The sequence below is a fragment of the Nocardioides sp. NPDC092400 genome (assembly GCF_040684155.1).
In the GTDB taxonomy this organism is placed as follows: Bacteria; Actinomycetota; Actinomycetes; order Propionibacteriales; family Nocardioidaceae; genus Nocardioides.
Genome location: NZ_JBFBFJ010000002.1, coordinates 188,387 through 209,338 on the forward strand (window position 1 = coordinate 188,387; position 20,952 = coordinate 209,338).

Below are 20,952 nucleotides of genomic sequence, written 5' to 3' on the forward strand. Positions count from 1 at the left end.
CGGCCCGGCGTCCCCACCTCGGCCGGAGCCGGACCCACGGCTCGCCCGAGGCGCTGCAGCGCGCCTCCGCACGCGGGCCGCCCGTCGGTCACGACGTGACCCGGGCCACGTCGTAACCGAATCGTTACCTCCCCGGTCTGGTCTCGTCATGGAACTGGTGAGAACGTTATCGCACTCAGTGAGAACGTTCTCGCATCCCTCGACACCATGGAAGTAGAGACCAGTGACTTCTCTCGCCCTTCCCCTCCGCCCTGTCGCACCGGACATCGCACCGACGCTCCGCACGACCGTCGGCCAGCGCTCGTTGACCCAGGAGATCGCCTCCGAGGTCGTCCGTCGGGACCTCGACACGGTGTTCTTCGTCGGCATGGGAGGCTCGTGGGCCTCCTCGGTGCCGGCCACCTTGAGCCTGACCGGGACGGCCACCGGTCTGGCGGTGCACAACGTCAACGCCGCCGAGTTCGTGCTCACCCACCTCGACCGCGTCGGTCCCCGCTCGCTGGTGGTGGCCTCCTCGCACTCGGGTGGGACGCCGGAGACCGTGGCGGCGGCGCAAGCGGCTGCGAAGGCGGGTGCCCACGTCGTGTCGGTCGCCCGGGACGCCGACAACCCGCTCGCCGAGGCGGCGCGGCACCAGCTCGTCTACGGCAGCGAGAAGACCGCGACCAGCGCGAAGTACGAGCTGCTCGAGGAGCTCAGCTGCTCGATCTTCGAGGCGACCGGCGCCGGCGTCGACGTGGCAGCGGTCCGCGCCGGCCTCGACGCCATCGCGGACGCGACGGTCGCGGCCGTCGAGGCCACCGAGGAGCAGACCCGCGCCGCCGTCGCGAAGATCTACGACGCCGACAACGTCTTCGTGCTCGGCACCGGTCGCCTGCTGGGCCTCGCCTACATGCTGTCGGTCTGCTACCTCGTCGAGATGCAGCGCCAGAAGTCGACGCACTTCAACAGCGCGGACTTCTTCCACGGTCCGTTCGAGATGGTCGACGAGCAGAGCACGCCGGTGATCCACCTCGCCGGTGAGGACGAGACCCGGCCGATCTCCGAGCGGGTCGACCGCTTCCTGGGGCGCTACGGCCGTGACCACTACGTCCTCGACTCCGCGGCGCTCCCCCTGCCCGGTGTCCCGGACGAGGTGCGCGGCAGGGTCGCGCACATCGCCATGGCCTCGGTCGCCTCCCGGATCGCCTACCACTTCGAGCCGATGACCGGGCACGACCTCGACATCCGCCGGTACATGTACAAGGTCGAGTACTGAGCCGATGACACGCATCTGCGGGGTCGGCGACAACGTCGTCGACCGGTACCTCGAGACCGGGTTGATGTACCCGGGGGGAAGTGCGGTGAACGTCGCCGTGCACGCCCGGCGCCTCGGCGCCTCGGCCGGGTACGTCGGCATCCTGGGCGACGACGAGGCGGCGACCCACGTCCTCAAGTCGTTGCTCGACGAGGGCGTCGACGTCTCGCGCGTCCGCCACGAGGCGCACCCCAACTCCTTCGCCGACGTGACGCTCGACCCGGACGGCAACCGCGTGTTCGGCGAGTTCGTCCCGCCGGTCGGTCGTCTCGAGCTGGACGAGGACGACCTCGCCTACCTTCGCGGCAGCGACTGGCTGCACACCGGCCACAGCAGCTTCACCCTCTCCGAGGTGCCGACGCTCGGGTCGCTGGCGCCGGTGGTCTTCGACTTCTCGTACAAGAGCCTCGAGTGGGCAGCCCCGGTGCTCCCGCACGTGACCGCGGCGTTCTTCTCGCGCGGCGAGGCCGACGACGAGCAGTGCGTCGCCTTGATCGAGGAGGTCCGTGCGCTCGGCCCCGGCCTGGTCGTCGTCACCCGCGGCGCGCGGGGGTCGGTGGTCTGGCGGGAGGGTGACGTCGTCCACCTCGAGCCGGCCGCGCCGGCCGCGCCGATCGACACCCTCGGTGCCGGCGACGCCTACCTGGCGGCGATGCTCTGCGCACTCGCGGAACACCGCGGGCTCGACGTCGCCGCTGCCGAGGCGGCGGCGTACGCAGCAACGGTCTGCGAGCACTTCGGGGCGTTCGGACACCCCGTACCCATCCATCAGCCGACCGAGGAGGCGACACGATGACCGCGACACCGCCCACCCCCGTGCTCGACGTGGCAGGCGTCACCAAGACCTACGGGCACGTGCAGGCCCTCCGGGGGGTGGACCTCCAGGTCCGCCCCGGCGAGGTCCACGCCCTCGTGGGGGACAACGGGGCCGGCAAGTCCACCCTGATGAAGATCATCGCGGGAGCCGTCCCACCCACGTCGGGCACGGTCTCGGTCCGCGGGGACCGGGTGAGCTTCGCCAGCCCGTCGGAGGCCCAGGCCGCCGGGATCGAGACGGTCTACCAGGACCTCGCGCTCGCGCCCACCCTGACTCCGGGCGAGAACCTCTACCTCGGGCGCGAGATCCCGCGGAAGGGCCTGCTCGGCAGGCTCGGCTTCATCGACCGCCGGTCGATGAACCGGTCGGCCGAGGAGCAGCTGACCTCCCTCGGCGCCAGCCTCCAGTCGCTCAGCAACGAGGTCGGGTCGCTCTCCGGTGGGCAGAGGCAGGCCGTGGCCGTCGCCCGCGCCTCGCTGTGGGGCAGCGCGCTGATCATGCTCGACGAGCCGACCGCGGCGCTCGGGGTCTCCCAGACCGAGCAGGTGCTCCGGCTCGTCGAGCGACTGCGCGACGAGCGCGGCCTCGCCGTGCTCCTGATCTCCCACAGCATGCCCGACGTCTTCCGGGTCGCCGACCGGGTGACCGTGCTCCGCCTCGGCCGCACGGTCCTGACCGCGGACACCTCGACCCTGAGCACGAACGACCTCATCGCCGCGATGACCGGTGTCACCACCGGACTCGCCCCGGCCACGCAGGGAGGTGCGGCATGACCGTCACCATCGAACCGACCCCGGGCGTCGACGACCCCACGCCGGAGCCGGACCACCGGCCGGGCCTCGGGACGCGGCTGCTCGCCAGCCAGCGCTTCTCCAACGTCACGATCTTCGGGCTGCTGCTGCTGATCGTCGTCTTCTTCAGCATCGTCACGCCGAACGGCTCGTTCCTGTCGAACTTCAACCTGACGAGCATCGCGCTGTCGGGCTCCCAGCTGCTGCTGCTGGCGGCCGGTGTGACGTACCTGCTCATCGCCGCCGGGCTCGACCTCTCCGTCGGAGCGATCGTCGTCTTCTCCTCGGTGCTCGCCGTGAAGCTGATGGTCAACCTCACCGCGGGCCTGGCCGACACGACGGCCGGCGGAGTCGAGCTCTGGTCCCGGATCCTCCTCGCCCTCGGCGCCGGGCTGCTCACCGGCGCGGCCTGGGGCCTGGTCAACGGCCTGCTCGTCGTGAAGTCGAAGATACCCTCGTTCATCGTCACCCTCGCGACCAGCACGATCATCCTGGGCCTGGCGCAGGTGTGGACCGGCGGCATCAACGTCAGCGGCGTGCCGCCGGCGCTCAGCACGTCCTTCGGCCTCGGGAAGGTCCTCGGGATCCCGTGGCCGGTGGTCGTCTCCTTCGCGGTGACCGGCGTCCTGTGGGTGATCCTGGCCGGGACGCGCTTCGGCATGCGGACCTACGCGATCGGGGCCAACCCCGAGGCCGCCCGCCGGGCCGGCATCAACGTCGATCGGCACCTGCTGGTGCTCTACACCCTCGTCGGGGTGCTGGCGGGCCTGGTCGGGATGATCGACATCGCCCGCTTCACCACCGCCTCGGTGACCGGGTACAGCACGATCGCCCTCCAGGCGATCACCGCGGTGATCATCGGAGGCACCTCGCTGTGGGGCGGGCGGGGCAAGATGTCGGGCACCGTCGTCGGCGCCTTCATCCCGGCCACGCTCACGAGCGGCTTCGTGATCATGAACCTCCAGCCCTTCTGGCAGAACGTCGCCATCGGCTGCGTCCTCATCTTCGCCGTCTTCGTCGACCAGTACCGGCGTCGGGCGGTGAACACCCTGTGACCAACGGACCGGGGATCTCGGACACGCACCACATCCAACTGTCGTGCCGTCGGCCGACCAGCGAGAGGAACCGACCATGAAGCACCCCTGGCACAAGATCGCCGTCCTGACCCTGGCCGGGCTGGCGTTGACCGCCTGCTCGACCGAGGAGGACACCGCCGCCTCGGCCTCGCCAGGAGGCGATGCGGGCGACATCAAGGTCGTGATGCTGCTCAACGACCAGTTCGACCCGTACTACCTGACGCTGGTCAAGGGCGCCGAGGAGAAGGCGGAGGAGCTCGGCATCGACTTCTCCTGGCAGGCTCCGACGACGCTGGACGTGGCGAGCCAGACCCAGCTGCTGCAGTCGATCGCCGCGACGAAGCCCGACGGGATCATCATGTCGGCCCTCGACGCCGACGCGATGGTCGCACCGATGAAGCAGGTCCAGGACTCGGGGATCCCGATCGTCACCGTCGACAGCGACGTCAACGACGCCTCCGCCCGCCTCGCGACCTTCAAGTCCGACGGCAAGGTCAACGGGGAGATGGCCGCCGACGAGATGGCCGAGCTGCTGGGTGGGGAGGGGAAGGTCGGGTACGTCGGCTACACCCCCGGCATCCAGAGCGTCGACATCCGCCTCCAGGGCTGGACCGAACAGCTCGAGGAGCACGCCGGCCTCGACAACGAGGGCGAGCAGTACGCCGGCGCGGACATCGCCGAGAACGCCGCCAAGGCCTCGGCGCTGATGTCCCGCGTCCCGGACCTGGCCGGCATCTACGCCTCCTGGACCAATGCGACCATCGGCGCGGCCAACGCCGTCCAGCAGGCCGGGAAGAGCGAGGACGTCGTCGTCATCGGCGTCGACGCCTCGCCCGACGAAGTCGCCCTGCTCCAGCAGGGTCAGGTCGACGCGCTCATGGTCCAGAAGCCCTACGACATGGGCAAGGACGCGGTCGAGGCGCTCGTGGAGCACGCCCAGGGTGGCGAGGACCCCGACAGCGAGAACCTCTACGACGTCGTGATCGCCACACCCGAGAACGTCGACGACCCCGACATCAGCCAGTACCTCTACGTGAAGCCGGAAAGCGAGTAGACCCGTGACCCGACTTGGGATTGACGTGGGCGGGACGTTCACGGACGTCGTCGTCCTGCACGAGGACGGCCGCCGTGTCGTCGAGAAGGTGCCGAGCACGCCGGAGGACGCCTCGATCGGCATCCTGCGCGGCATCGAGCAGATCCAGGCGACGCGGGGCGTCGACGTCGGGGAGCTGGACGTCTTCTGCCACGGATCGACGGTCGCGACCAACGCGCTGCTCGAGTCCAAGCTCCCGCGCACGGCCCTCGTGGTCACCCGCGGGTTCCGCGACGTGCTCGAGATCGGCACCCAGCTGCGCAGCGACCTCTTCGACCTCCGGGTCGCGAAGCCCCGTCCCTACGTCCCCCGGTCGCGGGTGATCGAGGTCGACGAGCGCGTCGACCGCCTGGGCGGCGTCGTGCGGCCCCTCGGGGACGCCGAGGTCGAGCGCATCGTCGAGGCCGTCCGGGCCGCGGACGTCGAGGCCTGCGCCGTCACCCTGCTGTTCGGGTTCCGCAACGACGAGCACGAGCGACGGCTCGCCGACGCCCTGCGCGCGGCGATGCCGGAGCTCTCGGTTGCGGTGAGCAGCGAGGTGGCCCCGGAGATCAAGGAGTACCCCCGCGCCTGCACCACGGTGGTCAGCGCAGCGCTGCGACCGCTGGTGGCGCGCTACATGGCCGGGATCCTGGCCGGCCTCGAGCCGGCCGGGGTCACCTGCCCGACGTTCATCATGCAGTCCAACGGTGGCGTGATGAAGGTGACCGAGGCGGCGGAGAACGCGCACCGGATGGTGCTCTCCGGCCCCGCCGCCGGCGTCCTCGCAGCCACCCAGGTGGCCGCGCAGTCGAGCTATCCGCACCAGATCACCTTCGACATGGGCGGTACCTCGACTGACATCTGCCTGGTCCACGAGGGCAGGGCGCGCGTCGAGCGGGAGAGCCTCTTCGAGGGGCGGCCGATGCTGGTGCCGCAGTTCGACATCCACACGATCGGCTCCGGCGGCGGCTCCCTGGCGTACGTCGACGAGGCGGGCGGCCTGCACGTCGGGCCGGAGAGCGCGGGCGCCGTGCCCGGGCCCGCCTGCTACGGCCGTGGCGGGACCCGCCCGACCACCACCGACGCGCAGCTGGTTCTCGGCCGGATCGACCCGGCGTCGTTCCTCGGGGGAGAGATGAGCCTCGACCTCGAGGCGGCGCGCCTCGCGGTGAAGACCCACGTCGCCGACCCGCTCGGCGTGGACGTCGACACCGCGGCCATCGGGATCCTCGACGTCGCCGACGCGGTGATGGCCCGCGGCGTGCGCGTCGTCAGCGTCAACCGCGGGTACGACCCGCGCGACTTCCACCTGCTGCCGTTCGGCGGGGCGGGCCCGATGCACGCCCTCAGCGTGGGCGCCCTCGTCGACGTGGGAGCCGTGCTCGTCCCACCGAACCCGGGCACGTTCTCGGCCGTCGGCCTGGCGGGGTCGGACATCAAGTACAGCTTCGTCCGAGTCGTCGACGTCGACGTCTCGGACCTGGACGTCGCCGACGTGGAGGCCACCTACGCCGACCTGCAGTCCGCAGCCGCCGACCGCTTCGCCGGCTCGGGGGTCGCCCGGGTCGACCACATCCGGCTGGCGCGCTTCCGCTACGCCTGGCAGGACAACGACGTCGAGGTGATCGTCGAGGGCCCGGTCCTCGACGAGAACGCCCTGCAGCAGGCCGTCAAGCAGTTCCACGAGCAGCACCACTTCGAATTCGGCCACAGCAACGTCGAGGACCGGGTCGAGCTCGTCGCCGTGGGCCTCGAGGCCTACGGCCTCCTCGACACCAGCGCCAGCGGCGCGGTCGTGCCCGTCCAGGGGACCGCTGAGCCCGCCGAGCACCGCGAGGTCTACTTCAAGGGCCCCGGACGTGTGCAGACACCGGTGTACCTGCGGCCGGCGCTACCGCCGGGGACGGTGATCGACGGGCCGGCCATCATCGAGGAGCGCGAGGCCACGACGGTCGTCATCCCGGACACGACCGTGCGCGTCGACGACGACCTCAACCTGCTGATCACCTACAACGACCGTGAAGGGGCTTGACGCCATGACTGCCACGACGGACGCGGTCGGCGAGCGCCTCGCCGATCCGATCACCACGGAGGTCGTCCGCCACGCCCTCGAGACCATCGCCGAGGAGATGGGCACCGCGCTGCGGCGCACCGCCCTCAGCGTGGTCGTCAAGGACATGCGCGACTACTCCTGCGCGCTCTTCGACGCGCAGGGCCGGATGCTCGCAGCGGCACTGGACATCCCCAGCCTGCTGGCCTCAATGGCGCCCGCGCTCCAGTCCTGCCTCGAGAAGTGGGGCGACGACATCGAGCCCGGCGACGTCTTCATCAACAACCACCCCTACCTGGGTGCCTGCCAGACGAACGACATCAACATCTTCGCGCCGGTGTTCGACGCGCAGGACGTGCTGGTGGGGTTCACCGGCGTGATCGCCCACCACGCCGACTGGGGCGGCCGCACGCCCGGCACCGCGGCGGCTCGCTCGGAGTCGGCGTACGAGGAGGGTGTGCTGCTGCCGGCGCTCAAGGTGGAGGTAGCCGGCAGGCCCAACACGACGGTGCTCGACATCATGAACGCCAACGTCCGGCACCCCGCCCAGAACGTCGGCGACCTGCGTGCGCAGGTGGCGGCGGCCCGGTCGGGCGGCACCAGGTTCGCCGCGCTCGCCGAGAAGTTCGGGACCCCGGTGCTGCTCGCCGCGATCGACGAGCTGTTCGGCTACACGGTGCGCCGCACCCGCGCGGAGCTCGCCAAGCTCCCCGACGGTGACTACCGCGCCGAGGGCTACCTCGACAACGACGGCCTCGACCTGGACTCGCCGGTCAAGATGGTCGTCACGGCGACGATCGAGGGCGACCGGATCCACTTCGACTTCACGGGGTCGGACCCGCAGATGCGGGGCGGGATGAACATCCCGAACTCCACCCTGCGGTCGGTGGTCCACTACGCGGTGAAGTGCCTGATGCCCGCCGACGTGCCCTTCAACGAGGGCTCGCTGGCCCCGGTCACCCTGCACGCCCCGTCGGGCACCGCGGTGAACCCGGACTTCCCGGCAGCGGTCGGTGACCGGCACCTCGCCTCGCAGCGACTCGCGTCGATCGTGACGCGTGCGCTCGCGGAGGCCGCCCCGGACCGGGCCTCGGCGGAGTGGTTCGTCGGGTGGCCCGTGCTCGTGTGCGAGTCCCGCTCGCCGAAGTCGGGTGAGGGCGTGGTCCTGCTCGCGAACGTCGCCGGGGGCGCCGGCGCCTGCGCCGAGCACGACGGTGCCGACGCCCTCGACGTGCACATGGCGAACTGCCAGCTGATCCCGGCCGAGGTGATCGAGTCGTCCTACGAGCTCCGCGTCGAGCAGTACGCGCTGATCCCGGACTCCGGCGGAGCGGGTCGCTACCGAGGCGGCCTCGGCATCCGAGCCGACTACCGCAACATCTCCGAGAAGCCCCTGCACTTCCTCTCCGAGGCCGAGCAGACCCGCCCGGAGTACGCACCGCTCGGCCTCGACGGCGGACGGCCCGGCCGCTCGGCGTCGCTCGCCCTCATCGACGAGGACGGCCACGAGGCCGCGCTGCCGGTCAAGGGCCAGGGCGTCGCGGCGCCCGGGCAGGTCGTCAGCCTGCGCGCCGGCGGGGGCGGCGGGTACGGCGATCCGGCGTCGCGCCCGGCCGAGGCCCTGGCCGCCGACGTGCGCGACGGGCGCGTCAGCGAGGAGGGGGCCGCCCACTACGAGGTGGCGTCGCGGTGACGGTCGACTTCGATCGGCTCTGGCACGTCGGGGTCGTCGTGGGTGACCTCGAGCAGGCGATGGAGCAGCTGGCGGACTCCTTCGGGCACGACTGGGCGACCGTCCTGGAGCGGGAGGTGCCGGTGCACGTCGTCGGCGGGACGCAGAGCAGCCGCGTGCGCTGGACGGCCTCGCGCGGGGGGCCGCCCCAGTGGGAGGTCATCCAGGCCGAGTCCGGGGTCTGGTCGGTCGACGCCAACCCGGGCGGCGGCCTGCACCACCTGGCCTACTGGAGCGACGACCTCGCCGGCGACAGTGCGGCGCTCCAGGCGCAGGGGTACCGCCTCGAGGCGTGGGGCGACGACGAGCACGGGACCACGCGCTTCATCTACCTGCTGGGACCGAACGGCCTGCGGATCGAGATCGGCGCGGCCGAGACGCGGCCGGCCTGGGAGGAGTGGACGTCCGGTGGCGACTACGGCATCCGGTTCTGACGTGCTCGCTGGTGGTGTCGCGCACGTCGGCGTCGTCGTCGACGACCTGGAGGCGGCCATGGCCGACCTGCCGCTCGTGGGTGCGTGGAGCAGCGTGCTGGAGTGGGACACCACGGTGCGTCGGGCCGACGGCTCGATCGAGCGCCGACCGGTCCGTTTCGTGACGGCCGCCGGTGCACCCGCGCACCTGAAGCTCATCGAGTCGGCGCCCGGCAGCGTCTGGGCGCCGACCGGCGGGGTGCAGCAGCTGCACCACCTGACGTACTGGGTCGCTGACCTGGGCGCGGCGACGGCCCAGCTGCACGCCGCGGGCTACCGGACCGAGGCCGACGGCCTCGAGGAGGACGGCAGCGTCCGCTTCCGCTACCTGGTGAGCCCGCTGGGTGTGCGCATCGAGCTCGGTCTCCTGGCCAACAAGGCCGCCTTCGACTCCTGGGCCTCCGGCGGGGACCACGCCTGAGGGTGGTCAGGGAGCGGCGGGCGCCGCGGGGGCCGTCGACCCGCGGACCAGGAACGACGTGGGCAGCAGGATCCGGCGCGGCTCCTGGTCGTCGCCCGCGATCCGCTCCAGCAGGCGCTGGGCGGCGCGGGCCCCGATCTCGTGGACCGGTTGCTCGACCAGCGTGAGAGCGGGGCGGACGAGCGTCGTCCAGTCCAGGTTGTCGAAGCCCACGAAGGACAGGTCGCCCGGCAGGTCGAGGTCGAGCTCGCGGACCGCGCGGAACCCGCCGACCGTCATCACGTTGTCGATGGTGACCAGCGCGCTGGGGCGGTCGGAGCGGGAGAGCAGCTGGCGAGCGCACTCCACCGCGCCGTCCACCTCGTACGTCCCGGTCCGGCAGACCAGGGTCGGGTCGACCGGCACGCCGGCCGCCCGGTGCGCGCGGAGGTAGCCGAGGAGCCGGGCGGCGCTGGCGTTGAGCTCGCCTCGGTCCCGGTCGAGACCAGGGCCGAGCAACGTCTGCCAGTCCGCCTCGCGCTCGATGCGGAGCTCGGCCAGGATGCCGATCCGGCGGTGCCCCAGCTCGAGCAGGTGGGAGACCGCGAGCTCGGTGGCGCGGACGTCGTCGACCGTCACCACGTCGGCGCTCAGCATCGAGCTGATCCGGTCGATCAGGACGACGGGAGTGCCGCGTTCCTGCGCCGTCGCCAGGTGGGCGACCTCGCAGACGTCCGCGGCGGAGACCACCATCCCGTCCACCCGCTTGTCCATGAGCAGGGCGATCGCCTCGCGCTCGGTGGCGACGTCCTCGTCGGTGTTGACGAGGAGGATGTCGAAGCCGGCCTTCTTGGCCTCGTCGGTGACGCCTCGGACGACACCGGCGAAGAACGGGCTGGAGATGTCGGCGCAGACGACGCCGATGGTGTTGGTCCGGCGGGTGATCATGCTGCGGGCGACGCTGTTGGGACGGTAGCCGATCTCCTCGGTGGCGGCCTGCACCCGGGCGCGCGTCTCGTCACTGACACGGCCGTAGTTGCCGAGGGCCCGGCTGGCGGTCGCGACCGAGACCCCGGCGACACGAGCGACGTCGCGGATCGTCGGGTTCCGTCCGGGCTCACGCACATGAGAACGTTATCGCACCGGCGCCCGGAGTGCTCGTCGCGCGTCGGGGGGTCCGGGCGGGGACCGCCCGGACCCCCGGGTCGTCACCCGAGGTTGGCGGCCATCTCGTTCGGCTCGTGGTCGAGCTCGACCGAGGCGGTGGTCTCGCCGGTGGTGAGGTCGACGGCGTGGACCTGGTTGGTGGCCGGGTCCGCGACGTACACGGTGTCTCCGTCGACGGTCAGCGCCGGGTGCGGGTCCTGCCAGTCGGCCGGGCCCTCCCACGGGTCGATGACGGGGTAGTCGTCGGTGATCTCGCCGGTGGCGGGGTCCAGGACGTGGATCGCGCCGTCGGTGCCGAGGAGGTACGCCAGGTCGTCCGGGCCGCGGACGACGCCGCGCCAGGTGTAGGCGACGCCCTTGGGCAGGTCGACCGTCTCGAGGGTGCCCTGCTCGGTGTCGATCAGCGCGACCTGGGTCAGCTCGTAGCCCTCGGCGTCCGGGTCGGTCTTGTAGTCGCCGACGACCAGCGGGCTGGTCTCGGAGACGTAGGCGTTGCCCATCCGGCCGAACTCGTCGGGGGCCTGGAGCTTCTCGAAGGCCCCGTCGCGGTAGAGCAGCGCGCCGTCCTCGCAGCCGAAGACGACGGCCTCGCCGGCCGCGGTGCCCTCGCCGTGCACGCCGGGGCACTCCTCGTTGCGGGCGGTCTCGGTCCAGTCCTCGCCGTCCGGCTCCAGCGCCATCGCGCCGGAGCGGGTCTCCTCGTCGCCGATCGTCGTGAGCAGGGTGCCGCCCTCGAGGACGATCGAGACGCCGTGGTGCGCCTCGGGCGCCCGGAAGCCGGTGGTCTCGGGCAGCTCGCCCTCGCCGGCGAGGAGCGCGTCGGTCTCGAAGATCGTCGTCTCGCCGGTGCCGTCGGCGAAGAGGATGGTGTGCTCGCCGTGCCGTACGACGTGGCCCGCGGCCTCGGCGGCGAAGACGGCGTCGGTCAGCTCGGGCGCCTGGGTGTCGATGACCTGGAACCCCTCGCTGGTGGTGAGCAGCACGTGGTGGCCGTCGCCGACGGCGTTGACGCGGGTGAACTCCTCGGTCTCGAACTCCTCGAGGACCTCCAGGGTCTCGCCGTCGAGCACGGCGACCCCGTCCTCGTAGGTGACCGCGAGGCGCGGCTGCGTGGTGGCCGCGGCCGCGGTGGTCTCGGGGGCGTCCTCGGACGTCGCGGACTCCTCCTCGGCCCCGCCGCAGGCGGCGAGGGCGAAGGTGAGGACCGCCAGCGCGGCGGTGCCGCGCAGTCCTCGGGTGGGGCGTCGGTGCATGGTGTTCCTTCCGGTCGGGGCGCTCAGGACGAGAGCCCGGTGGTGATGCGTGCGGTGTTGGCGCGCTGCATGTCGAGGTAGGTCTCGGCTCCCTCGCCGGGCCCGGTCAGGGACTCGGTGAAGAGCGGGACGACCCGGACGTCGAGGCCGACCTCGTCGGCGAGGACCTGGACGAGCCGGTCGGGCTGTGAGGACTCGGCGAAGATCGCGGGGACCTCGGCCTCCTCGATCGCGGTGGCCAGATCGTCGAGGTCGGCGGCGCTGGGCGAGGCGAGGGTGGTGCCGCCGGGGATGACGGCACCGACGACGCGGAACCCGAAGCGCTCCGCGAGGTAGCCGAAGACGTGGTGGTTGGTCACCAGGCTGCGCCGCTCCTCGGGGATCGCCGCGAACGCCGTCGTCATCTCCTGGTCGAGCCGCTCGAGCTGGCCGCGGTAGTCGGCCGCCCGCTGCTCGAGCACGCCGGTGTCGAGCCCGTCGACACCGGCGAGCGCTTCGGCCAGCGCGTCGACGACCTCGACCACCTGGGCCGGGTCGGTCCAGAAGTGCGGGTCGGGCGCGCCGCCCTCGGCGGCGGAGTAGTCGAGGACGTCGACGTGCTCACCGGCGACGAACATCTCCGCCCCGGACCCGGCCGCGCGGTCGAGGTGCTGCTGCAGGCCCTCCTCCAGCCCGAGCCCGTTGGAGACCACCAGGTCCGCCTCGGCCATCGAGGCCGCCTCACGGGCGGAGATCTCGAAGGAGTGGGGGTCGGCGTTCGGGCGCATCAGCACCGTGACCTCGGCCTCCTCGCCGACGACGTTGCGGACCAGGTCGCCGAGGATGTTCGTGGTCACGACGACCTCGGGCCGGTCCGGGCCGTCGTCGGCGGTGCAGGAGGAGAGCGCGAGGACCGTGGCCGCGAGCGCCGCGGCGAGGGCGCTGGCGCGGGTGCGCCGCGTCATCGGCCCGTCTCCGCGAGGAAGGTGGGCGCGACGTTCGTGCGCAGGCGCCGCGCGACCCGGGCGGAGTCGGCGTAGTCGATCTCGTGGACGACGCCCTCCTCCGGCGAGCTGAGGTACGCGCGCTCCTGGTCGACGACCAGCTCCACCCGTGCCGCGGCCCGGGGGCGCCGCACGCTGCCGGCCACGAGCGGAGCGGTCACGGCGAGCTGCTTCCCGGTGCCGGCGGCGTACACGCGCACCCGGCCGCTCCGGTCGAGCGCGACCACGTGGCCCTCGGCGTCGTCGCTGGCCGAGACCCGCAGGAGCGGTACGTCGACCTCGTGCAGCCGCCAGGTGCGCTCGCGCGTGTCGAGGAGCCAGAAGCCGTCCGTCCCCGCCAGGGCGGCCACGGTCGGTCGGCTCTTGCGGGCGTCGAAGCCGGTGGCCGGCGGGGCCTGGGAGCCGCGGGGATAGGGGATCCGCTCGACCGCGGGCCGCTCGCCGTCCTCGGTCCACAGCAGCGCGCCGTCGGCGCACCCGACCACGAGGCCGACCGAGGTGGTGATGGTGCCGCTGGCGTCGGGGCAGGAGGTGCGCGTGCCCGGCACCGGGGTGCCGTCCGCGTCGAGCAGCTCGACGTCGGTGGCCGTGCCGGAGGCGTCGGGGACGGTGACCACGGCGCCGTCCGCGAACGGCGCGACCAGCCCGTCGTGCGGACGCGTCGACACCCGGAAGGTCTCGCGCAGCTCGCCGTCGGCGAGGGCCTCGTTGTCGAGCAGGACCGCCTCGCCGGAGCCGGCGAGGAAGAGGCCGGTGCCGCCCGCGGTGGAGAGCGGCCCGGTCGAGACCGTGGCCTCCCCGCGGCCGGGGACGGTGCCGAGGACCCGCGGCTCCGCGCGGTAGTAGTGGTGGTGGTCGCCGTGGTTCCAGGTCCACACGCCGCTGTCGACGACCTCGACGCCGGAGGCGGTGGTGGCGAAGACGTACCGGCCGTCCGAGGCGACCGCGGACGGCTCCCCGACGGTGCCGACGGTGGAGGTCTCCTCGGTGAGGAGGTCGAGCATCCCGACCCGGCCCGTCGCGTCGACGGTCGTCAGGTGCAGCTGGGGCTCGGCCACCTCCTGTGCGCCGTCGACGGCGCCGTGCCCGTCCCCGCCGGAGCCGGTGGCGGAGGACGAGGGTCGCTCGGCGGGCCGTGCCTCGGAGGTGTCGCTGGAGCAGGACGTGCCGAGCAGGAGGACTGCTCCGAGCGCGGCGGTCAGGGTCCGGTGGGTCATGGGTTCCTGTCTGGTTCCGGGGTGGTGGGACACGCTGGTCGCGGGGTCGACGGCCGCGGGCTCAGTGCGCGGGGGCGGGTCGCCGGGGCCCGGGGGTCAGCCGGCGGACGACGGCGGACAGTGCGGCGAGGACGACGGCGGTGTAGGCGATCGAGGACCCGGCGGCCGTCCCGGCGTGCCAGCTGACGAGCAGGCCGGTGAGGACGGCCAGCACGCCGACGAGCGCGGCGAGCGCCATCGTGGTGGGGATGCGGGTCGTCCACTGGCCGGCCGCCACGGCCGGCGCGAGCAGCAGGCCGACGACGAGCAGCGAGCCGACGGCCTGGTACGACGCGACGACGGCGACGGTCACCAGGCCCACGAGCACCGCCTGGGCGAGCCCCGGTCGGAGGCCGAGCGTCCGGGCCACCCGCGGGTCGAAGGCGGCCGCCACGAAGGCGCGGTGGAAGACCGCCGTCACCACGAGGGTCGCGACGGCCGCCAGCGCGAGCAGGGCGAGGTCGCCGTCGCGCAGGGCCAGGACGTCGCCGAAGAGCATGACGGTCGCGTCCGTGGCGAAGCTGCCCGAGTGGGAGACGATGATGACGCCGAGCGACAGCATGCCGACGAACAGCAGGCCGATCGCGGTGTCGTACGACAGCCGCCCGCGCCGGTGCAGCGCGCCGATGGTCGCGCTCATCACCACGGCGCTCGCCGCGCCGCCCACGAGCACGGGGGCGCCGACCAGCGTCGCGACCGCGACGCCGGGGAGCATCCCGTGCCCGATGGCCTCCCCGAGGAAGGCCATCCCGCGGATGACGACCCACGTGCCGACCGCGCCGCAGATGACCGCGACCAGCGAGCCGCCCAGCAGGGCGCGCTGCATGAAGTCGGTGCTGAAGGGGTCCTCGAGGAGTGGCACGGCCAGGACGCTAGATGATTTTGAGAATCATTACCAATTAGTCAGGATGAGGCCATGGACGCGCCGAGCCACCCCGTGGTCGCCACCGGACTGTGCTACGCCCACGCGGACGTCGACGTCCTGCACGACGTGTCGGTGGTGCTCCCGAGCGGAGCGGTGACCGCGGTCTGCGGCCCGAACGGCGCGGGGAAGTCGACGCTCGTCGAGCTGCTCGCCGGCGTCCGCGCACCCCGTCGGGGCCACGTGTCCCGCACGGGGCGGGTTGCCCTCGTCGTCCAGCGGCCGGCGGTGCCGGACAGCCTGCCGGTGACCGTCCGCGACGTCGTCACGATGGGCACGTGGGCGAGGCGACGTCCCCGAGCGGCGGCCCGCCGCGCGGTCGAGGACGCGATCGCGCGGGTCGACCTCGTCGGCCTCGAGGACCGGCCGCTGGCCACCCTGTCCGGTGGTCAGCGGCAACGGGCGCTGCTGGCGCAGGGCATCGTCCAGGACGCCGACGTCCTGCTGCTCGACGAGCCGGCGGCCGGCCTGGACGCGGCCAGCCGGGAGACCACCCGCCGCATCCTGCGGGACGAGGCCCACGAGCGTGGCGCGGCCGTCGCCTGCGTGACCCACGACGAGGAGAGCGTCCGCGCCGCGGACCGCGTGCTCCGCCTGGAGGCGGGCCGCGTGGTCGGCCGGGACCCGTCGCTCGCGCACGGCGGGCGTCGTCCGTGAGCAGCGGGCGGAACCCGGACGGCGAGCGACCGGTGACCCTCGTCGCCGTCTGCGGCGGGCCGGGCTGCTCCTCGGGGACCGAGTCCGTGCTCGCCGAGCTCCGTCCCGTCGTGCGTGGAGCGCCCGGGGCGGTGCTGGTGCGTACGCCGTGCCTCGGCGGGCCGTGCGACCCCGCGCCGCTGCCCGACCCGACCACGAGGGTGAGGGTCCAGCGCTGCGCCGGCGGCCCGGCCGGGCTCCGGCCGACCGGGCGGCCGACCGACCTCGCCGTCGCCGATGCGGGTCGGTGCGCTCGCACGGTCGCGGCCTGGCTCCGCGCCGGGCTCGTCCTGCGGTGGCGCGGCTGAGGAGGCGGCCGAGGCGCGGCTGGGGAAGCGGACGACGCGGGCCCGACCCCCTCCCGGGGTCGGGCCCGCGCCGCGTCCGTGCCCTCCGGGCCCGCTCAGCCCTGACGTGCCTTCAGGCGCGGGTTGCGCTTGTTGATCACGAACGTGCGCCCGCGGCGGCGCACGACCTGTGCTCCGGGTTGCTTCTTCAGCGAGCGCAGCGAGTTGCGTACCTTCATCGTCCCTCCCTCCTGGGCTGTCCGGTGCCGGGGCCGACGAGGCCGCGGTGGACTGCGGCCACGAGCCTGCGGGGGACCCGGTGGCGCTCGCCGTCGACGGTGACGGTCACCAGGTCGGGCGGGGCGGCCTTCCACTGCGAGCGGCGGTGGCGGGTGTTGCTGCGCGACGTCCGTCGCTTCGGTACGGCCATGGTCGTGACCTCCTGGTCGGTGACGCTCTCGGGTGTCGGTGCGGGCTAGGCGACGTCGCGGACCGGGCCCAGCCAGGGCTCGAACCCGTCCTCGCCCACCGTCCAGCGGGTGGCCGACGCCTCGTCGGGCCCGAGCAGGGTCGCGTCGAAGACCCGGCGCAGCTCGGCCGGCGCGGGCCCGATCCCGGTGGCGACCAGCCGGGTGTGCGGTGGCTGCGAGGCCCACGCGTGGGCGTCGCCCACGCTCAGCTGGCCCCCGGAGCCGTCCCACACGAGCGCCCGGCCCGGCCGGGTGGGCAGCCAGAACACGCCGCGCGAGCGGTGGCCGTCGCCGGCCAGCGCCTCGAGGTGGTCGAGCAGCCGGTCGGGGTGGAACGGGTGCGGCGAGGCCAGGTCGAGGCGCCAGGCGAGCGCCGCGTCGGCGCCGGCGAGCGGTGGGACCGGCCCGTCGAGGGCCGGACCGGTCCAGGCGAGGGTGCGCTCGTGGTCGTGCAGGCGACCGGTCGCGCGTGCCGCGTCCAGGTGCTCGGTCCCGGCGACCACTTCGGCCCCCGGCCGCGCGAGGGCGCGCAGGAGCGCGAGCGCGACCGGGTCGGTGTCGCCGTACGTGACGGCCACGTCGGCCCGCTCGACCATGGCGCAGCCCACCTCGCCGACCCCGCGGCGGTCGTCGGGCCCCGTGTGGGCACCGCGCTCGGCCAGCAGGTCGTCGCCGAGCAGGTCGTCCACCACGGTCGGTCCCGCGAGAGCGGTCACGACGCTCGCGATCCGCAGGTGCCGGGCGAGCCGGCTGTCGACGGCCACGACGTGGCACAGCTGGTCGGCCTCGGCGCCGACCGGCAGGTGCGCCACGATCGTCGACCAGCGCCCGGAGCGGGCCACCCGCTCCAGGGTGGGGAGCACGTCCTCGCGCAGGGCGCAGCTGACGCACGCGTGCTCGAGGCCGGTCTCGTCCTCCTCCACCAGCCCGTGCACGTCGCTGACGACGCGGCGCAGCACGCTGCGCTCGACGTCGATCTCGTGCCGCACCGACACCGCTCCGGGCAGGTCGAACTGCAGGCCCACCGCGGTGGCGGCCACGGCGTCGCGGTCGACCCCGGTGAGGACCACGACGGGCACCCTCACGAGCCGGCTCCGTACCGCCGGCGGAACCGCTCGACGCGGCCCTCGCTGTCCAGCTCGCGCGCGCGGCCGGTCCAGAACGGGTGGCTGTGGCTCGTGACGTCGACGTCGACGACCGGGTAGGTCACGCCGTCGACCTCGACGGTCCGGTCCAGGGTCCGGGTGCCGACGAGGGTCGACCTCGTCACCACCACGTCCCCGGTGGAGCGGTCGCGGAACGCCACCGGCCCGTACGCCGGGTGGATGCCCTCTCGCATGGGTCCTCCTGTGTAGAATGAGAATCGTTCTCATTATCGTACCCGTCAGGAGGAGCCATGTCACGCACGTGCCAGGTCACCGGGCGCACGCCCGGGTTCGGCCACCACGTCTCCCACTCGCACCGGCGCACCAACCGCCGCTTCGACGTCAACGTGCAGCGCAAGCGGTACTGGGTGCCCTCGCTCGGGCGCTCGGAGACCCTCCGGGTGAGCGCGCGCGGCATCAAGGTCATCGACGTGCGCGGCATCGACGCCGTCGTCGCCGAGGTCCTCCGGCGCGACGGGCGGATCTGATGGCTCGCCGCGGCAACGACCTCCGGCCGATCGTGAGGCTGCGCTCGACCGCCGGCACCGGCCACGCCTACGTGACGCGCAAGAACCGTCGCAACGACCCGGACCGGCTGGTGCTGCGCAAGTACGACCCGCGCGTCCGCCGCCACGTGGACTTCAAGGAGGAGCGCTGAGATGGCCAAGACCAGCAAGATCGCCGCGCAGCGGCGACGCGAGCGCGTGGTCGAGCGGTACGCCGAGCGCCGGGCCGCCCTCAAGCAGGTGATCCGCACCGCCGAGCCGGGCTCGATCGAGCACGCGTCCGCCGTGCGCGGCCTCTCGCGCCTGCCGCGCGACGGCTCGCCGGTGCGTCTGCGCAACCGCGACCAGGTCGACGGGAGGCCCCGCGGCCACCTCCGGAGGTTCGGGCTGTCACGGATCACCTTCCGGGCGATGGCCCACCGCGGCGAGCTCCCCGGGGTCACGAAGTCCAGCTGGTGAGTCCCGGCGGCGGTGCTCGGGCCCCGGAGGCCGGCCGGTCGCGTCGGTATCGTGACGGCGTGGCCCCCACGAACAGCTCCCGGACGACGCCCGCCCACGACGCCGCGTCGCCGGGGCCGCGGAGCACCCGGCAGCGCCGCGCGCTCGTGGCGGAGCTGGCGGCCAGCGAGGGGTTCCGCAGCGCGCAGGACCTCCACCACGCGCTCCGCGAGCAGGGCGAGCCGGTCGGGCTGGCGACGATCTACCGCGCCCTCCAGGCGATGGTGGACGCGGGCGAGCTGGACACGGTCAAGGCCGACGGGAACGAGGCGGTCTACCGGCTGTGCAGCCCGGCCCACCACCACCACCTCGTGTGCCGGCGGTGCGGCCGGACCGTGGAGGTCTCCGGCCCGGCGGTCGAGCGCTGGGCCAGCAAGGTCGCCGAGGAGCACGGCTTCGCCGACGTCGACCACACCCTCGAGCTGTTCGGCGTCTGCCAGGTCTGCCGCACGGCCGACGCCGGCTGACCGGGCCTCCCGGTCACCGGAAGCTCGCCGGGGGAGCGCGGGCGTCCCGTGCGACGTTCGCGCGGACCGTCCCCGCGTGCAAGGAGCTCCCCGTGACCGAGACCGCCCCGGCAGGCGCCGCGCTCCTCGACGTGGCGCCGGTCCCGCTGGACCGGGTGCCCACGTTCGACCACGAGGTCGACGTGCTGGTGGTGGGCCTGGGGTGCGCGGGTGCCGCGGCGGCGATGGAGGCGGCCCAGGCGGGCGCCTCGGTGATCGCGCTGGAGCGCGCGAGCGGGCCGGGCGGCTCGTCGGCGCAGTCCGGCGGTGAGCTCTACCTCGGTGGTGGCACCGCGGTGCAGCAGGCGTGCGGGTTCGCCGACGACGCCGACAACATGTTCGCCTTCCTCCGCGCGGCGCTCGGGCCGCACGCGGACGAGGGGAAGCTCCGGCTCTACTGCGACGGCTCCGTCGAGCACTTCGAGTGGTTCCGCTCCTGCGGCGTCACCTTCAACGAGTCGCTGCACGACGCCCCCACGTGGATGCCCTTCACCCAGGACGGGCTGATGTGGCTGGGCGAGAACGCCTGGCCCTACGACGAGCTGGCCCGTCCGGTGCCCCGCGGACACCGCCCGGCCACGAAGGGCTGGGCCGGGCACACGCTGATGGGCGCGCTGCTCCGCACCTGCGCGGAGCGTGGGGTGGTCACCCACACCGACACCCGCGCACGGTCGCTGGTGGTGGACCCCGACGGCCGGGTCGTCGGGGTGGTGGCCCGGCGCTTCGGCGAGCAGGTCACCTACCGGGCCCGGCGCGGGGTGGTGCTCACCACGGGCGGCTTCGTCGACGACGAGGGGATGCTGGCCGACCACGCGCCGGTGCTGCTGGGCCACGGCAAGGTCAGCGACGGCCTCGACGACGGCTCGGGGATCAAGATGGCGGCCGCGCTCGGCGCCGCCACCCGGAGGATGGGCTTCGTGGAGGCGGCGTACACCGCGGTGCCGGCGATGGTCTGCCGCGGCATGCTGGTCAACGGCCTCGGCCAGCGGTTCGTCAACGAGGACGTCTACCCCGGCCTGTTCAGCCACGCCGCCCTCCACCAGCCCGGCCCGTGCTGGGTGCTGCTGGACGAGCAGGGCCTGGAGTCGGTGCCCGAGGCCGACCTGATGGGCGTCCGGCCGACGTACGCCGCCGAGACGCTGGCCGAGCTCGAGGAGGAGCTCGGCCTGCCGGCCGGCTCCCTGGAGCGGACGGTGGCGACGTACAACGCGCACGCGGCGGTCGGGGAGGACCCGCTCCACCACAAGGCGGCCCGCTGGCTGCGCCCGCTGAAAGGTCCGTGGGCGGTGGTCGACCCGCGGCTGGGCTTCTTCGCCGAGGGCAGCGCCGCCGGCGGCGGCACGGGGTTCCAGGGGTTCACCCTCGGCGGGCTGAGCACCACCGTCGACGGCGAGGTCCGCTCGGTGGCGGGCCCGCCGGTGCCCGGCCTGTACGCCGCGGGGCGCGCCAGCAGCGGGATCCACGGCGAGGGCTACATCTCGGGCACCTCGCTGGGCGACGGGACCTTCTTCGGGCGCCGGGCGGGACGGGCCGCGGCGCGCGCCTGAACCTC

The 20,952-nt window shown here is 73.4% G+C and carries 25 protein-coding genes; 16 read left to right on the plus strand and 9 right to left on the minus strand.

The genetic code is table 11. The features are described 5' to 3' along the window. Positions 1-223: 223 nt before the first annotated feature. The 9 genes from AB0N29_RS08440 to AB0N29_RS08480 all read left to right on the plus strand — a co-directional run bounded on the left by AB0N29_RS08440 (position 224) and on the right by AB0N29_RS08480 (position 9,732). Complete coding sequence (locus tag AB0N29_RS08440; protein ID WP_302269005.1) at positions 224-1,258, plus strand: SIS domain-containing protein; 1,035 nt, start codon at positions 224-226, stop codon at positions 1,256-1,258. 4 nt (positions 1,259-1,262) lie between these two features. Further along, a complete protein-coding gene (locus AB0N29_RS08445; RefSeq protein ID WP_364865762.1) occupies positions 1,263-2,093 on the plus strand; it encodes a PfkB family carbohydrate kinase in 831 nt (276 codons plus the stop codon). Then, a complete protein-coding gene (locus AB0N29_RS08450) occupies positions 2,090-2,887 on the plus strand; it encodes an ATP-binding cassette domain-containing protein (protein ID WP_364865764.1) in 798 nt (265 codons plus the stop codon). Before AB0N29_RS08445 ends, AB0N29_RS08450 begins: the two co-directional genes overlap by 4 nt. Then, positions 2,884-3,960 (plus strand): ABC transporter permease, encoded by a 1,077-nt coding sequence (locus tag AB0N29_RS08455; protein WP_364865766.1) that lies wholly within the window; start codon positions 2,884-2,886, stop codon positions 3,958-3,960. The genes AB0N29_RS08450 and AB0N29_RS08455 overlap by 4 nt, the downstream gene beginning before the upstream one ends. 76 nt (positions 3,961-4,036) lie before the next feature. Beyond that, a complete protein-coding gene (locus AB0N29_RS08460; RefSeq protein WP_364865768.1) occupies positions 4,037-5,035 on the plus strand; it encodes an ABC transporter substrate-binding protein in 999 nt (332 codons plus the stop codon). Positions 5,036-5,039: 4 nt separating this feature from the next. Then, positions 5,040-7,088, plus strand: a complete 2,049-nt coding sequence (locus tag AB0N29_RS08465) for a hydantoinase/oxoprolinase family protein (protein ID WP_364865770.1) — start codon at positions 5,040-5,042, stop codon at positions 7,086-7,088. A 4-nt stretch (positions 7,089-7,092) separates the two neighbouring features. After that, positions 7,093-8,799 (plus strand): hydantoinase B/oxoprolinase family protein, encoded by a 1,707-nt coding sequence (locus tag AB0N29_RS08470; RefSeq protein WP_364865772.1) that lies wholly within the window; start codon positions 7,093-7,095, stop codon positions 8,797-8,799. Further along, positions 8,796-9,272 carry a VOC family protein gene (locus AB0N29_RS08475; protein WP_302269014.1) on the plus strand — a complete coding sequence of 159 codons (477 nt, stop codon included), beginning with the start codon at positions 8,796-8,798 and terminating at the stop codon, positions 9,270-9,272. Before AB0N29_RS08470 ends, AB0N29_RS08475 begins: the two co-directional genes overlap by 4 nt. A gap of 1 nt (position 9,273) precedes the next feature. After that, a complete protein-coding gene (locus AB0N29_RS08480; RefSeq protein WP_364865775.1) occupies positions 9,274-9,732 on the plus strand; it encodes a VOC family protein in 459 nt (152 codons plus the stop codon). A gap of 6 nt (positions 9,733-9,738) precedes the next feature. Here AB0N29_RS08480 and AB0N29_RS08485 read toward each other — a convergent pair whose 3' ends face one another. The 5 genes from AB0N29_RS08485 to aztB all read right to left on the minus strand — a co-directional run bounded on the left by AB0N29_RS08485 (position 9,739) and on the right by aztB (position 15,232). After that, positions 9,739-10,836 (minus strand): LacI family DNA-binding transcriptional regulator, encoded by a 1,098-nt coding sequence (locus AB0N29_RS08485; protein ID WP_364865777.1) that lies wholly within the window; start codon positions 10,834-10,836, stop codon positions 9,739-9,741. A gap of 83 nt (positions 10,837-10,919) precedes the next feature. Further along, positions 10,920-12,131 carry a zinc metallochaperone AztD gene (gene aztD, locus AB0N29_RS08490; protein WP_364865779.1) on the minus strand — a complete coding sequence of 404 codons (1,212 nt, stop codon included), beginning with the start codon at positions 12,129-12,131 and terminating at the stop codon, positions 10,920-10,922. 23 nt (positions 12,132-12,154) lie between these two features. Beyond that, positions 12,155-13,075: a zinc ABC transporter substrate-binding protein AztC gene (gene aztC, locus AB0N29_RS08495; RefSeq protein ID WP_364865782.1), complete on the minus strand. Its 921-nt coding sequence runs from the start codon at positions 13,073-13,075 to the stop codon at positions 12,155-12,157. Beyond that, positions 13,072-14,331 (minus strand): ABC transporter, encoded by a 1,260-nt coding sequence (locus AB0N29_RS08500; protein WP_364865784.1) that lies wholly within the window; start codon positions 14,329-14,331, stop codon positions 13,072-13,074. The genes aztC and AB0N29_RS08500 overlap by 4 nt, the downstream gene beginning before the upstream one ends. A 61-nt stretch (positions 14,332-14,392) precedes the next feature. Then, positions 14,393-15,232 carry a zinc ABC transporter permease AztB gene (aztB, locus tag AB0N29_RS08505; protein WP_364865786.1) on the minus strand — a complete coding sequence of 280 codons (840 nt, stop codon included), beginning with the start codon at positions 15,230-15,232 and terminating at the stop codon, positions 14,393-14,395. A 54-nt stretch (positions 15,233-15,286) separates the two neighbouring features. Between aztB and aztA the strand changes: the two genes are divergently transcribed. After that, entirely contained in the window at positions 15,287-15,949 is a 663-nt protein-coding gene (aztA, locus tag AB0N29_RS08510; protein ID WP_364865788.1) for a zinc ABC transporter ATP-binding protein AztA, read from the plus strand. After that, positions 15,946-16,296: a hypothetical protein gene (locus AB0N29_RS08515; protein ID WP_364865790.1), complete on the plus strand. Its 351-nt coding sequence runs from the start codon at positions 15,946-15,948 to the stop codon at positions 16,294-16,296. The genes aztA and AB0N29_RS08515 overlap by 4 nt, the downstream gene beginning before the upstream one ends. Positions 16,297-16,391: 95 nt before the next feature. Here the strand turns inward: AB0N29_RS08515 and ykgO are convergent, their stop codons facing one another. Genes ykgO through AB0N29_RS08535 form a run of 4 tightly spaced genes read right to left on the minus strand, consistent with a single transcriptional unit; the run spans position 16,392 to position 18,084 of the window. Then, positions 16,392-16,514 (minus strand): type B 50S ribosomal protein L36, encoded by a 123-nt coding sequence (gene ykgO, locus AB0N29_RS08520; RefSeq protein WP_302269025.1) that lies wholly within the window; start codon positions 16,512-16,514, stop codon positions 16,392-16,394. After that, positions 16,511-16,705: a 50S ribosomal protein L32 gene (gene rpmF, locus AB0N29_RS08525; protein ID WP_364865794.1), complete on the minus strand. Its 195-nt coding sequence runs from the start codon at positions 16,703-16,705 to the stop codon at positions 16,511-16,513. The genes ykgO and rpmF overlap by 4 nt, the downstream gene beginning before the upstream one ends. A gap of 45 nt (positions 16,706-16,750) precedes the next feature. Further along, on the minus strand, positions 16,751-17,830 hold the full coding sequence (locus AB0N29_RS08530) for a GTP-binding protein (RefSeq protein WP_364865796.1): 1,080 nt from the start codon (positions 17,828-17,830) through the stop codon (positions 16,751-16,753). Next, a complete protein-coding gene (locus AB0N29_RS08535; protein ID WP_364865798.1) occupies positions 17,827-18,084 on the minus strand; it encodes a type B 50S ribosomal protein L31 in 258 nt (85 codons plus the stop codon). Before AB0N29_RS08535 ends, AB0N29_RS08530 begins: the two co-directional genes overlap by 4 nt. Positions 18,085-18,141: 57 nt before the next feature. Between AB0N29_RS08535 and rpmB the strand changes: the two genes are divergently transcribed. The 5 genes from rpmB (at position 18,142) to AB0N29_RS08560 (ending at position 20,947) form a co-directional block, all read left to right on the plus strand. Next, positions 18,142-18,378 (plus strand): 50S ribosomal protein L28, encoded by a 237-nt coding sequence (gene rpmB / locus AB0N29_RS08540; RefSeq protein ID WP_364865801.1) that lies wholly within the window; start codon positions 18,142-18,144, stop codon positions 18,376-18,378. Then, positions 18,378-18,548 (plus strand): 50S ribosomal protein L33, encoded by a 171-nt coding sequence (rpmG, locus tag AB0N29_RS08545; RefSeq protein ID WP_364865803.1) that lies wholly within the window; start codon positions 18,378-18,380, stop codon positions 18,546-18,548. Before rpmB ends, rpmG begins: the two co-directional genes overlap by 1 nt. 1 nt (position 18,549) lies before the next feature. Next, a complete protein-coding gene (gene rpsN, locus AB0N29_RS08550; RefSeq protein ID WP_302269032.1) occupies positions 18,550-18,855 on the plus strand; it encodes a 30S ribosomal protein S14 in 306 nt (101 codons plus the stop codon). 59 nt (positions 18,856-18,914) lie between these two features. After that, entirely contained in the window at positions 18,915-19,361 is a 447-nt protein-coding gene (locus AB0N29_RS08555; protein WP_364865806.1) for a Fur family transcriptional regulator, read from the plus strand. Between the two features lie 92 nt (positions 19,362-19,453). Then, a complete protein-coding gene (locus AB0N29_RS08560) occupies positions 19,454-20,947 on the plus strand; it encodes an FAD-dependent oxidoreductase (protein ID WP_364865808.1) in 1,494 nt (497 codons plus the stop codon). Positions 20,948-20,952: the final 5 nt, after the last annotated feature.